Consider the following 12,815-nt stretch of genomic DNA (forward strand, 5'->3'; position numbering starts at 1 on the left):
ACTCCTGAAGGGAGTCAAGTTGTGAGGAGAGTCGCTTGAACAGTCTATTGGCACCGGCCATGGCCCTGATGAACAGGCTCAGTTACGCCTGGAAATTCTGTCTGATCAGTGCCCTGTGCTTCATCCCCCTGGTGGTGGTCAGCGGTCTGCTGGTTCATCAGGCCTGGGACCGGGTGCAGGCGTCACGCCACGCCCTGGACTCCATGCACATCCTGCGTCAGCTGGTACAGCTGATTCCGGATGCCGAGCGGGTCCGTGGTCTCGATATCGCCGCTTTCCATCTGGGTGTGGGTGATGAGGGAGCCGTGCTCGAGCAGCGCAGCCAGGAGGTGCGCCAGCGCATCATCTCCGGTCTTCAGGCTGTGGTCATCGAAGGCAACTCGGCGGAAGCGCGTGAGCTCAACGAGCAGCGCGACGCCCTGGTGGCCGCCTATCGCGAAACCGCTACCGCCTCCCTGCGCAACCGCGGTCAGATGAGCACCCAGGCGCATGTGGACCTGCTGTCGCTGCTCACATTCAGCGCAGCCTACAGCGGCCTGTCCCATGACTACGACCGCGATGTGCGGCAGCTGATGGATCTGCTGGTCAATCACGCCCCCCAGGTCACCTCCACCGTTGGTCTGGGCCGGGCCACAGGGGCCTACTCCATCGGTCTGGGCTACCTGAACTCCGATGCCAGCCGCTACATGGACTATGTGCTGGAGGAGATCCAGCGACTCGGGGGGCAGTATGTCCAGGCCCAGGCGGTGCTGCAGCAACCCTCGCTGCAGTCCCTGCGGGCATCGGCGGCGGCCAGTGTGGAGTCCCTGGAGCGGGTGGCGGAAATCTTCGAGGAGCAGGTGATCCTGGCATCCTCCTTTGACGATACCTGGGACGACTTCTTCCAGACCGTCACCCTGGAAATGAACAAGACCTACGACTTCAGCCATGCCGTGCTGGACCATCTGCAGCAGGCACTGGACCAGCGCCTGAGCGCCGGAAACCGGTCGATGACCCTGCTGGTGACGGCGCTGGCGGTGATCATGGTGCTGATCATCTGGCTGTATCTGGGTTTCTACTTCTCCACCCGTCAGACCATCGGCGAGCTGTCCCTGGTGATGCGTCAGGTGGCCGCCGGTGACATGACCGGTCGGGTCAGGGTTGCCAGTCGGGATGAGCTTGGTGCCCTGGCACAGGAACTCAACGGCAGTCTGGAGCGCATTCAGAGCCTGATCCAGCACGTGCGCCGGACCTCGGGGCAGGTACACGACCAGTCGGCGCAGGTGGTCAGCATCTCCAGCGAGAGCAGCCAGGCAGTGGATGCCCAGCGCAACCAGATCGAGCAGGTAGCCACGGCCATGAACGAGATGGCCGCCACTTCCCAGGAGGTTGCCCGCAGCGCCGCGCTGGCAGCAACCAACGCCGAGCAGGTGAATCAGGAAACCCTCAGTGGCCGGCGGATGGTCGAGGCGTCCGTGGATGGCATCGAGAAGCTGGCTCAGGAAATCGAGAACTCGGTGAAGGTCATCAACAACCTGGCCGAGGACAGCGCTTCCATCAGTCGGGTGCTGGATGTGATCAAGGGCGTGGCCGAGCAGACCAACCTGCTGGCCCTGAACGCGGCCATCGAGGCGGCTCGGGCCGGCGAGCAGGGCCGCGGCTTTGCCGTGGTCGCCGACGAGGTCCGTACCCTGGCCCAGCGCACCCAGCAGTCGACCCAGGAAATCGAGCAGATGATCGCGCGTCTGCAGGAAGGGGTCGGCGCTGCGGTCAAGGCCATGGGCAGCAGTCATGGCATGACCGGCGAGGCGGTTGATTCCTCACTCAAGGTGCAGGCCGCGCTGGACAACATCCTGCGCGCCGTGACCCAGATCGTCGATCAGAGTCAGCAGATCGCCTCGGCGGCGGAGCAGCAGACCGCCGTCAGCCACGATATCGACAAGAGCATCGTGGAGATCAACCATTCCGGCGAGCGTACCGCCGAAGGTGCCCGCCGTACCGAGCAGGCCAGCAGCCGCATGGGCGAACTGGTGAGCGAGCTGCAGAAGCTGATCAGCACCTTCCGCGTCTGAACCACCGTCCTGCCCCGGGCTGTCAGGCTTCGGGGCGGGGCTTGGGTTGCCAGAGCACCTCGGGGGTATTGTCCAGCCGGGCAATGCTGCGGGCGATGACAAACAGCAGGTCCGACAGGCGATTGAGATAGGCCATGGCCCGGGTGTTGATCGGCTCGGCGGCGGCCAGCGTCAGGTAGCGCCGTTCGGCGCGGCGACAGATGCTGCGCGCCAGATGGGCCTGGGCAATCAGCATCGATCCTCCCGGCAGGATGAATTCCCTCAATGGTGGCAGCTCGCTGTTGAAGCGGTCGATCAGCCGCTCCAGAGCGGCCACGTCCTCCTCCTCTATGATGTCCACGCCCGGCACGGCCAGTTCACCGCCGATATCAAACAACCGATGCTGGACCGGTGCCAGCGCCTCGACCAGGGGCTGCAGGGCGGAACTGCACATGCCGGCCAGCAAGACCCCCAGACTGCTGTTGAGCTCATCCACGGTGCCCATGGCCTCGATACGCGGACTGTCCTTGGGAACCCGGCTGCCGTCGGCCAGTCCTGTGGTGCCGGCGTCGCCGGTGCGGGTATAGAGTTTGCTCAGACGATAACCCATGAAGGTCTCCTCGGAAGTGCGGCGGCGGGACAGGGCGCAGCGCGGGACAGTTCAGTTGCGGGGCATGCCGCGTTCGGTCAGGTGATTCTGCAGCTGCAGGTAGAGCGCGTCCAGTACGGGGGTGCTCAACCCGGCCTGCCGGGCACTGCGCCAGGCGTGACCGAGAATGAAGTCGATCTCGGTACGGCGGCCGGCGAGCACATCCTGGCGCATGGATGAGCTGTTGCTGGCGGTGGCTCGGATCACTGCCAGAATGCGCTCGCGCAGCTCGGCCAGTGACAGGCTCACGCCCTCGCTGGAGAGCAGGGCATGCAGCTCGGCGAGGAGGGGTTCGAAGATCGCGCCGGCCCGCTCCGGCACCTCGCCGTTGGGGCAATCATGCAGGGCGCTGAGCGGGTTGATGGCGCAGTTGACCGCCAGCTTGAGCCAGAGCACCGGGAGTATGTCGCTTTCCCAGCGCCAGTCGATACCGGCACGGGTGAGCCGTTGCAACCAGTCCGGGGCAGGGCCGGCGGCGGGGTCACCGATCAGGGTCTGCCCGGAACCGGCCCAGACCACCTGGTTGGGGCTGCGCAACCAGGCGCCATCGGTGACGCTGGCGTAGAGAACGCGGTGGTCGGGAAGCCGGCGGCTGACGGCCTGCTGGCTGCCCAGGCCGTTCTGCAGAAGCAGTATCTGGCTGTCCGGGGTGAGTCGGTGAAGAACGCTGTCCAGGGCATCGGCCACCGCCCAGGCCTTGGTCGCTACCACCAGCAGGCGTATGGGTTGGGCGGATTCGTCGGCCAGCTCCCCGGCGACTTTCAGCGGTGTGCTCTGGCCCTGCTGCTCGAGCAGCAGCAGGTTGTCGCGCTGCCGCCAGGCGCAGACCGCTTCCCGGGTTCGCAGTATGAGTTGGCAGGGAACACCGGCCAGGGTACAGCGTGCGGCCAGCAGCAGCCCCAGGCTGCCGGCCCCCAGAATGTGCAGCGGGTCAGACAAGCTGGGGAATCCGCACTTCGGTGATCAGGTTGGTGGCCCAGGCCTGTTCCAGATGGGCCTCGACACCCTGCAGCATCTGGTCGGCATCGATGCGCGGATCATTTTTGCCCAGGGTGCTCAAAGCCATGCCGGCGCGCAGGGACAGGTAGCCCTCGCTGGTCTTGAACGCCTTGAGGTTCAGGCCGTCATGCAGGCGGCGGAAGCTGTTGGGCTTGCATTCGTCGGCGTCGCTGCCCACCGTGCAGATGCCGAAGGTGCCGGGACCGATCCGGGCTATCACATCCATGGGCCGGACCAGTTGCTGCAGGCGTCTGGCCGCGCCGCGGAGCAGTTCCTGCTGCACGTGCTCGCCGAAACGGGTGCCCATATCCTCGTAATTCTGGATGCCCAGTACCAGCAGGGAGCAGAAACCACCGCGGGACTCGACCCGCTGCAGTGCATCGGCCAGACGTTGCAGCAGGTAGCGGCGGTTGCCCAGGGCGGTGAGGCTGTCGATCAGATTGTGTTCTTCAAGCAGGGCGTTGTTGCGGGCCAGCAGCTGATTCTCTTCCAGCAGGCGATTGATCAGCTGACTGATACGGTCGGCGGCAAAGATGCGCGGCAGCAGCTGTTCGCTCATTGCCGACTTGCTGATGAAGTCGTCCACGCCGCGGTCGAAGGCCTGTCCCAGCACGTTGTCGCCTTCCCGGGCGGTCAACAGCATGACGTAGGTGTAGTGGTTGGTCTGCTCGTCGCGCTGGCGTATGCGCGTGGTCAGCTGCAGGCCATCCATTTCCGGCATGAGCCAGTCCGCCACCATGACACTGGCGGCCCGCTCCTCGTGCATCGCCAGGGCTGCCATGGCGGAGCTGGCGAAGCGGATGTCGGTGTACCCAGCCTGGGACAGCGTATGGCCTATGACCGCGCTGCTGAACTTGGTATCGTCCACCACCATTATGCTGAGTTGCGGGTTTGGCATGTCTGAGCTCCCTGCTGCCTGTATTATCAGCGACATCGCTATAATGCCACGACGTGCGGCTATTATTCTGCCATAACGGTCATAAAATCATGTTTATTTGAGGTTCCATCATGCCGTCCTTTGATGTCGTGTCCGAGCTGGACAAACACGAAGTCACCAATGCTGTCGATAATGCCATGAAGGAGTTGGATCGCCGATACGATCTCAAGGGCAAGGGCAGTTTCGAGTTCAACGACAAGCAGCTTACAGTGACCATCACTGCCGAGGCCGAGTTCCAGCTGGAGCAGATGCTGGAGATCCTGCGCCTGAGTTTGACCAAGCGCAAAATCGATGTGCAGTGCCTGGAGGTGAAGGATGCCTATGCCTCTGGCAAGAACATGAAGCAGGAAGTGGTGCTGCGCGAAGGCATCGATCAGGCGCTGGCGAAGAAGATTGTCGCCACCATCAAGGACTCCAAGATCAAGGTCCAGGCCGCCATCCAGGGCGAGCAGGTGCGGGTTACCGGCAAGAAGCGCGATGACCTGCAGGAAACCATGGCCCTGCTGCGCGGTGCCAAGCTCGACATGCCGCTGCAGTTCACCAACTTCCGCGACTGACCGCTGCCCGGGGCCGGCGGCCCCGGCCGCTCAATCCAGTCCCGGACGCTGCACCCGGTCCGGGTGCGCATGACGGATCAACAGGGCTGCCAGCACTATGGCCGGCAGGCCGGTCAGAGCGGTGACCATGAAGAAGGGCACCCAGCCCATGGCCGCCGCCATGACCCCGGTGAAGCCGGCGGCGAATTGCCCGGGCAGGGTCATCAGTGAGCTGAACAGGGCGTACTGGGTCGCCGTGTAGGCGGTATTGGTCAGACTCGACAGATAGGCGATGAACACCGAGATCGCCAGCCCTCCGGTGATGTTGTCGGCAATGATGGCCATCACCAGCCCCTGGGTCTGCGGACCCGTGTAGGCCAGCCAGGCAAACATCAGATTGGTCGCCGGCGCCATGAAGGCGGTCAGCAGCAGTATCGGCGCGATGCCGAAGCGCGCCACCAGCAGTCCCCCCAGTGCCGCACCGAGCAGAGTCATGGCCAGACCGAAGGCGGCTGCGATATTGGCGATCTGTGCCTTGCTGAAGCCCAGATCCAGATAGAAGGGGTTGGCCATCACTCCCATGAAGATGTCACTGATGCGGAAGGTTGCGACAAAGGCCAGGATCAGCAGCGCAGCCTTGCCGTAGCGCTGGAAGAATTCGGCGAAGGGGCAGACGATGGCGCCGATGAACCAGGCGGTGATGGTGCGCTGCCAGCCAGCGTGGTCGGTGCGGTCCAGATAGTCCGCCACGCGTTGCTCGAAGCGCACCGTGGTGCTGTCCACCGCCACCGCCGGCTCGGCAATCACCAGAGTCGTCACTACACCTACACCCATGAGTACCGCCATGGTGCCGTAGGCCAGCATCCAGCTGTCGATGGAGGCCAGGTGCAGTGCCCCGGCGCCGGCGGCAAGGATGGCCACCCGGTAGCCGGTGACATAGGTGGCGGCCATTGCCGCCTGGCGATGGCGGGCCTCGGCTTCCACCCGGTAGGCGTCGATGGCCACATCCTGGGTCGCCGAGCCGAAGGCCGCCAGTACTGCCCAGAGGGCGACCAGACTGAGATTCTCCCGGGGATCGGTCAGCGCCATGCCGAGCAGGGCACCGGCAATTACCAGCTGAGCCAGCAGCATCCAGGAGCGGCGTCGCCCCAGCAGGCGGCTGAGCAGGGGCAGGGGGGCGCGGTCGATCAGCGGTGCCCAGAGCACCTTGATCGAGTGGGCCATGCCGACCCAGCTGAGAAAACCGATGGCGGCCAGTTCTATGCCCAGATCCCGCAGCCAGGCGCTGAAGGTGCCGCCTACCAGCAGCAGCGGCAGGCCGGCGGAGAAGCCCAGAAACAGCATGCCGATCACGCGGGGTTTGAGGTAGACCTTCCAGCCCTCGCGCGCTGGTTCTGCCATGGTGTCATTCATTCTGAAGCTGTCTCGATGGAATGGGGATGATCCGGCCAGCCATATCGGGCCATGCTGACGCGGCGGTTGCGCACCACCACCCCCTCGGCCAGCAGTCGCTGCAGCTGCTCGCGCCCGGCGGGGTGGTCCGCCGGCAATGATAGTTGGCCCTGACTGTTGAGTACACGGTGCCAGGGCAGACGGGTGTCCTCCGGCAGCTGCCCCAGCCAGCGCCCGACCAGCCGCGCACCCCGGCCGAGCCCGGCCATCCGGGCCAGCTGACCGTAGCTGGTGACCCGCCCCGGCGGAATGGCGGCCAGCACTTGCCACACCGCTTCTCGTCGCAGGTCGGTGCCGTCAGGAGCAGCGCCGGAACGTTCAATCATGGATAATGTCTCTGGTTCTGTTCACTGTTGCGGATGATTGCCGATGTCGCGTTTTCTGTGGTTGCTGTCGTTGCTGTCGTTGCTGTTCACCTGGCCGGTCATGGCCGATACCCTCTGGCTGGATAACGGCGATCGCCTGACCGGCCGTATCGAATTGATGGAGGGCAATCGACTCATACTGCAGACCGAATTCGCCGGGCAGGTAGCGGTGGATATTCGCCGCATACGTACCCTGGAGAGCGACGGTCCGCTGTTGATCAAGACCCGTGACGATACTAAGCAGGCCCGGCGCATTCAAGCGTCCGAGACGGAAGGGGAGATAGTGCTGGTCAACGGCGACACCCCACCGCAGCCGCTGCAGATTGCCGACCTGCGGCAGATCATGGAGCCGCAGCCGATCATCGAGGACTGGGTCTGGGACGGCCGGGCCACCTTCTCGCTGGAGCTGGACAACACCGAATCGCGCAAGCGCGATCTGGATATCGATGTGACCACCGAGGCGCGCCATGGCGACTGGCGTCACGTGCTGTCCAGCGAGTTCGAACGTGATTATCGCGATGACATCAAGAGCCGCCACTGGTGGGAGACCGACTATACCCTGAGCTGGTTCTTTGCCGACAAGTGGTTCTGGCAGAACCGGGTGAGCTACATGCGTGATCATCTGGGTGATATCGAGCGGCAGATTCAGATCGGTTCCGGTCCCGGTTACGAGTGGTGGAACAATGCCCTGGGCCGCTTCGAGACCTCGGCCCGCTTCGAGCACATCCGCATGGATGCCCGGGATGGTTCGGACAGCCGCACCAACGGTCTGGGTCTGAACTGGGATTACCGCCGTTATCTGTGGGGCAAGCGTTTCCAGCTGGTACACAATGCGGAAACCATCATTCCCAACGATAGCAATGTGGATTATCTGGTGGATGCCGAACTGGGTCTGCGCTACCTGCTCAACAGCTGGGCGTCGCTGAGCCTGATGACCGAGTGGGATTACATCAGCAGCTCGGATGAGAAGAGTCAGAACGAGCGGCGCTACAAGCTGGGGCTGGGGGTCAACTGGTAGGAGGGGGCAGGAGAACGTCGAGCCCCTGGGAGCGTCGCCCCCTGGGAACGTTAAGCCTCCCGGGAACGTCGAGCACCAGCTCGATGGGCGGAGCTGCCCGCGGTGCCTCGGACGAGCTGGTGCTCGCCCCTCCCGGGATCAAGCCGTGCCTGCGGTGAAACGCTGCGTCCTGTCGCACGCCCGGCCTTGGCTCGGCTCTTGCCGGTAACGTCGAGCCTCCTGGGAACGTCGAGCACCAGCTCGATGATGGACGAGCCGGGGCTCGTCCCTCTCGGTTACGCTTTACAGACGCAGCCCCCCGTCCAGCTCGAGGATGCGACCGCTGTAGTAGTCGTTCTCGAACAGGTAGGCCGCCGAGTGGGCGATTTCCTCGGGTTTGCCCATGCGTCGCAGGGGGATGCCGGCGGTCATCTTCTCCAGCGCCTCGGGTTTCATGCTGGCGGTCATCTCGGTTTCGATGAAGCCAGGTGCGATACCGGCCACGCGGATGCCGTAACGGGCCAGTTCCTTCGCCCAGACCACGGTCATGGCGGCGACGCCGGCCTTGGCGGCTGAGTAGTTGGACTGGCCCATGTTGCCGGCCCGGGAGATCGAGGAAATGTTGATGATCAGGCCCTTGCTCTGCAGCTCGACCATCTTGGCGGCGACCTCGCGGGTGCACAGGAAGACCCCGGTCAGGTTGACGTCGATCACCGACTGCCACTGATTCAGCGGCATTTTCTGGATCTCGCCGTCCCGCACCTTGAGCAGCAGGCCATCGCGCAGGATGCCGGCGTTGTTGATCAGGCCGTTGATGGTGCCGAAGTCGCCGGCGACCTGGCTGACCATGTTGCTCACCTGATCCTCATTGGCGACGTTGCAGATGTAGGAGCGGGCATCGCCGCCGGCGCTCTTGCAGGCGGCGACGGCTTCGTCGAGGCGCTGCTGATCCAGGTCCACCAGAGCCAGGCGGGCGCCACGCCCGGCCAGATATTCAGCCATCGCCCGGCCCAGGCCCTGACCGCCACCGGTGACGATGATTACGCTGTCTTTCAATTGCATGCGGATACTTCCTTAACGGGGTGCTTGTTCTTGGAGCCACAAGCATGCATCAGACCGTACGCAATATGAAATACCCGAAAGGTCGAGCATGACCTCAGGCCTTGAAACGCCGGGGATACGCCCCATATAGAAACTTTGCAATCACACACGAGGTGCTCATGCCCCTGTTGCGCATACTGTTGCTGGCCTTCCCGCTGATCGAGCTGGCCAGTCTGATCCTGCTGGGTCAGGCCGTCGGCGTAGGCTGGACGCTGTTCTGGGTGCTGTTTACCGGTGTTCTGGGTCTGATGCTCATCCAGCGGCAGGGCTGGGGCATGTTCCAGCGGCTGCAACAGCAGATGCTGGCCAACCGCAATCCAGGTGCCGTGCTCAAGTCCGGCATGTGGGGCGTGCTGGCCGGGGCGCTGATCGCATTCCCGGGACTGGTCAGCGACGTGCTGGCGGTCCCCTGCCTGATCATGGCGCTGCGTCATCGTGGCGGCGGCTCCGGGCCGGGTGCCGGCAGCGACGAGGGTCCGCGGACCTACCGACACGGTGAATACACCATTATCGAGGGCGAGTGGCAGGCCGGCGAGCCGTCCCGCGAGCAGGATCCCTCGCGTCTGGGAGATCGCTGAAAATTTTACGGGTTCGACCCTTGAAAAGCGCAAAGCGGTCCCCATAAAGGATGCACGAGATTTCCGGCCCCCGGTGACGGGGGCCGTTTGAACAGGGGCGCGTGCGCCCTTCAGGCCGCTGGCCTGAGCTTTTACTGGAATGCCGGGAGACCGGCGATTTGCTTACTATTGGGAGACTCACAACGATGAAAATCCGTCCGTTACACGATCGCGTAGTCGTTCGTCGCAGCGAAGAAGAAACCAAAACCGCTGGCGGTATCGTTCTGCCTGGCTCTGCAGCAGAAAAGCCGAACACCGGTGTGGTGGTCGCTGTTGGTACCGGGCGTCTGCTGGACAATGGTGAAGTACGTTCCCTGGCCGTGAAGGAAGGTGACAAGGTAGTGTTCGGCCCTTACTCCGGCAGCAGCACCATCAAGATCGATGGTGAAGAACTGCTGATCATGAGCGAATCCGAAATCTACGGTGTCCTCGAAGGCTGAGACGCCACCGTTCATCCGCAAGAGAATTCATTGAAGGAAAGTGAAAATGGCTGCTAAAGAAGTATTGTTTGACGTCGCCGCTCGCAACAAGATGCTGGAAGGGGTTAACGTTCTGGCCAACGCGGTCAAGTCCACCCTGGGGCCGAAGGGCCGCAACGTTCTGATCGAGCGCAGCTTCGGTGCTCCGCTGATCACCAAGGACGGCGTTTCCGTTGCCAAGGAAATCGAGCTGAAAGACCGCTTCGAGAACATGGGTGCGCAACTGGTCAAGGACGTTGCCTCCCGCGCCAACGACGACGCCGGTGACGGTACCACTACTGCTACCGTCCTGGCCCAGGCCATCGTTACCGAAGGTCTGAAGGCGGTTGCCGCCGGCATGAACCCGATGGACCTGAAGCGTGGTATCGACAAGGCTACCGCTGCCGTTGTTGCCGAGCTGAAGAACCTGGCCAAGCCCTGCGCCGACTCCAAGTCCATCGCCCAGGTAGGCACAATCTCCGCCAACTCCGACGAGTCCATCGGCAAGATCATTGCCGAAGCCATGGATCGCGTTGGCAAGGAAGGCGTGATCACCGTTGAGGAAGGTTCCGGTCTGGAGAACGAGCTGTCCGTGGTTGAGGGCATGCAGTTCGACCGCGGCTACCTGTCCCCGTACTTCATCAACAAGCCCGATACCATGTCCGCCGAGCTGGACAACCCGTACATCCTGCTGGTTGACAAGAAGATCTCCAACATCCGCGAAATGCTGCCGGTGCTGGAAGCTGTGGCCAAGGCCGGTCGTCCGCTGATGATCATCGCCGAGGACGTTGAAGGTGAAGCACTGGCTACCCTGGTAGTCAACAACATGCGCGGCATCGTCAAGGTGGCTGCGGTCAAGGCCCCGGGCTTCGGTGATCGTCGCAAGGCCATGCTGCAGGATATCGCCATCCTGACCGGCGGTACCGTGATCAGCGAAGAAGTGGGTCTGAACCTGGAAACCACTACCCTGGAGCACCTGGGTCAGGCCAAGCGCGTGCAGATCAACAAGGACAACTCCACCATCATCGACGGTGCTGGTGCCCAGTCCGACATCGAAGCCCGCGTTGCCCAGATCCGCAAGCAGGTGGAAGAAACCACTTCCGATTACGACAAGGAAAAACTGCAGGAGCGTCTGGCCAAGCTGGCTGGCGGTGTTGCCGTAATCAAGGTTGGCGCTGCCACCGAAGTGGAAATGAAAGAGAAGAAGCACCGCGTGGAAGACGCGCTGCACGCTACCCGTGCTGCCGTGGAAGAGGGCGTGGTTCCTGGCGGTGGCGTAGCTCTGGTGCGCACCCTGGTGGCCTTCGAAAACCTGCAGGGCGACAACGAAGACCAGAACGTGGGCATCAAGCTGCTGCGTCGCGCCATCGAAGCGCCGCTGCGTCAGATCGTCACCAACGCCGGTGAGGAAGCTGCCGTGGTACTGCAGAACGTGCGCGCTGGCGAAGGCAACTACGGTTACAACGCTGCCACCGGCGAGTACGGCGACATGATCGAGATGGGTATCCTGGACCCGGCCAAGGTCACCCGCAGCGCGCTGCAGGCCGCTGCCTCGGTTGCCAGCCTGATGATCACCACCCAGGCCATGATTGCCGAGCTGCCGGAAGAAAAGCCGGCCATGCCCGACATGAGCGGCATGGGTGGTATGGGCGGCATGATGTAATCAGCCGACCCGGCTAACCACGCCAGTCAGAACCCCGGTACGGGCCAGCCCGTACCGGGGTTTTTTCATGTCTGGGGAGGCGTCGCGGGTGGTGCGACAGCGGCCGGTGGGGCGGGCGCCGGCCGGGGCGGCGGCCCCGGCCTTTGCTCAGTGGGCGATCTGGCCCAGCTTCTGCCCCATGCGCACCAGGGCGCCGGCTTGCAGATGCTCTTCCCAGCGTGCCTGGCCGGGGCCGAACAGGACGATGGCGGTGGAACCCAGCTTGAAACGGCCCATTTCCGCGCCGCGTTCCAGCTCGGGCGCGCGGGTGTCATACCGCTGGCTGCGGACCCGACGAAGCGGCGGTGCCACCAGCCCCGCCCAGACTGTCTCGATGGAGGCCACAATCATGGCCCCGACCAGCACCACGGCCATGGGGCCGGCCTGGGTATCGAACAGGCAGACGACCCGCTCGTTGCGGGCGAACAGCTCGGGCACATTCTCGGCGGTGGTCTGGTTGACCGAGAACAGTCTGCCCGGCACATGGATCATTTCCCGCAGGGTGCCGCCCAGGGGCATGTGCACCCGATGGTAGTCGCTCGGCGACAAGTATACGGTGGCGAACTCGCCGCCCTGGAACAGCGCGGCGTGCTCCGGGTTGCCGCCGAGCAGTTCCAGCACGCTGAAGCTGTGGCCCTTGGCCTGGAAGATGCGGCCATGCTCGATGCGGCCCAGCTGGCTGATGGCGCCATCGGCCGGGCAGAGGATGCTGTCCGCGCCCGGGTCCAGCGGCCGGGCATCGGCCACCAGGGCACGGGTGAAGAAGTCGTTGAAGCAGGCATAGGCGGTGGGATCCTGTTCCACGGCCTGGGTCATGTCGACCTGATAGCGCTTGACGAACCAGTTGATGAAGGGGTTCTTGACCCAGTCCCAGGTGCAGTTGGCCAGTGCTCCGGCCAGGCGCGACAGCAGATGGTGGGGTAACAGGTACTGGGACAGGATGAATAAACGGTCACGCATGCGTCAGCAGCC

At 63.6% G+C, this 12,815-nt stretch carries 13 protein-coding genes; 6 read left to right on the forward strand and 7 right to left on the reverse strand.

The window, feature by feature from the left end:
* Positions 1 to 35: 35 nt before the first annotated feature.
* Positions 36 to 2,051 carry a methyl-accepting chemotaxis protein gene (locus BM046_RS01950; RefSeq protein ID WP_090536433.1) on the forward strand — a complete coding sequence of 672 codons (2,016 nt, stop codon included), beginning with the start codon at positions 36 to 38 and terminating at the stop codon, positions 2,049 to 2,051.
* A gap of 22 nt (positions 2,052 to 2,073) precedes the next feature.
* Here BM046_RS01950 and BM046_RS01955 read toward each other — a convergent pair whose 3' ends face one another.
* Genes BM046_RS01955 through BM046_RS01965 form a run of 3 tightly spaced genes read right to left on the reverse strand, consistent with a single transcriptional unit; the run spans position 2,074 to position 4,576 of the window.
* Positions 2,074 to 2,640, reverse strand: a complete 567-nt coding sequence (locus BM046_RS01955; RefSeq protein ID WP_090536435.1) for a cob(I)yrinic acid a,c-diamide adenosyltransferase — start codon at positions 2,638 to 2,640, stop codon at positions 2,074 to 2,076.
* A gap of 51 nt (positions 2,641 to 2,691) precedes the next feature.
* Positions 2,692 to 3,618 (reverse strand): 2-dehydropantoate 2-reductase, encoded by a 927-nt coding sequence (locus BM046_RS01960; protein ID WP_235818545.1) that lies wholly within the window; start codon positions 3,616 to 3,618, stop codon positions 2,692 to 2,694.
* Entirely contained in the window at positions 3,611 to 4,576 is a 966-nt protein-coding gene (locus BM046_RS01965) for a GGDEF domain-containing response regulator (protein ID WP_090536437.1), read from the reverse strand. Before BM046_RS01965 ends, BM046_RS01960 begins: the two co-directional genes overlap by 8 nt.
* A 110-nt stretch (positions 4,577 to 4,686) precedes the next feature.
* Here BM046_RS01965 and BM046_RS01970 point away from each other — a divergent pair, with 110 nt between their 5' ends.
* The gene (locus tag BM046_RS01970; RefSeq protein WP_090536439.1) at positions 4,687 to 5,172 is read left to right on the forward strand and encodes a YajQ family cyclic di-GMP-binding protein; all 486 of its coding nucleotides are present in this window, start codon (positions 4,687 to 4,689) and stop codon (positions 5,170 to 5,172) included.
* A gap of 30 nt (positions 5,173 to 5,202) precedes the next feature.
* Here BM046_RS01970 and BM046_RS01975 read toward each other — a convergent pair whose 3' ends face one another.
* Both BM046_RS01975 and BM046_RS01980 read right to left on the reverse strand, forming a co-directional pair.
* Entirely contained in the window at positions 5,203 to 6,552 is a 1,350-nt protein-coding gene (locus BM046_RS01975; RefSeq protein WP_218149986.1) for an AmpG family muropeptide MFS transporter, read from the reverse strand.
* A gap of 8 nt (positions 6,553 to 6,560) precedes the next feature.
* On the reverse strand, positions 6,561 to 6,929 hold the full coding sequence (locus BM046_RS01980) for an MGMT family protein (RefSeq protein WP_090536443.1): 369 nt from the start codon (positions 6,927 to 6,929) through the stop codon (positions 6,561 to 6,563).
* A 43-nt stretch (positions 6,930 to 6,972) separates the two neighbouring features.
* On the opposite strand from BM046_RS01980, the gene BM046_RS01985 reads away from it, so the two are divergent.
* Positions 6,973 to 7,986, forward strand: coding sequence for a DUF481 domain-containing protein (locus BM046_RS01985; RefSeq protein ID WP_090536447.1), 1,014 nt, complete (start codon positions 6,973 to 6,975; stop codon positions 7,984 to 7,986).
* A 282-nt stretch (positions 7,987 to 8,268) separates the two neighbouring features.
* Here the strand turns inward: BM046_RS01985 and BM046_RS01990 are convergent, their stop codons facing one another.
* The gene (locus tag BM046_RS01990) at positions 8,269 to 9,027 is read right to left on the reverse strand and encodes an SDR family oxidoreductase (RefSeq protein WP_090536449.1); all 759 of its coding nucleotides are present in this window, start codon (positions 9,025 to 9,027) and stop codon (positions 8,269 to 8,271) included.
* Between the two features lie 158 nt (positions 9,028 to 9,185).
* On the opposite strand from BM046_RS01990, the gene BM046_RS01995 reads away from it, so the two are divergent.
* The 3 genes from BM046_RS01995 (at position 9,186) to groL (ending at position 11,804) form a co-directional block, all read left to right on the forward strand.
* Positions 9,186 to 9,644 carry an FxsA family protein gene (locus BM046_RS01995; protein WP_090536451.1) on the forward strand — a complete coding sequence of 153 codons (459 nt, stop codon included), beginning with the start codon at positions 9,186 to 9,188 and terminating at the stop codon, positions 9,642 to 9,644.
* 185 nt (positions 9,645 to 9,829) lie between these two features.
* Positions 9,830 to 10,123, forward strand: coding sequence for a co-chaperone GroES (locus BM046_RS02000; protein WP_090536453.1), 294 nt, complete (start codon positions 9,830 to 9,832; stop codon positions 10,121 to 10,123).
* A 46-nt stretch (positions 10,124 to 10,169) separates the two neighbouring features.
* Entirely contained in the window at positions 10,170 to 11,804 is a 1,635-nt protein-coding gene (groL, locus tag BM046_RS02005; RefSeq protein WP_090536456.1) for a chaperonin GroEL, read from the forward strand.
* Positions 11,805 to 11,951: 147 nt separating this feature from the next.
* Here the strand turns inward: groL and asd are convergent, their stop codons facing one another.
* A complete protein-coding gene (asd, locus tag BM046_RS02010) occupies positions 11,952 to 12,803 on the reverse strand; it encodes an archaetidylserine decarboxylase (protein ID WP_090536458.1) in 852 nt (283 codons plus the stop codon).
* Positions 12,804 to 12,815 lie beyond the last annotated feature (12 nt).

The organism is Halopseudomonas formosensis (assembly GCF_900115905.1).
In the GTDB taxonomy this organism is placed as follows: Bacteria; Pseudomonadota; Gammaproteobacteria; order Pseudomonadales; family Pseudomonadaceae; genus Halopseudomonas; species Halopseudomonas formosensis.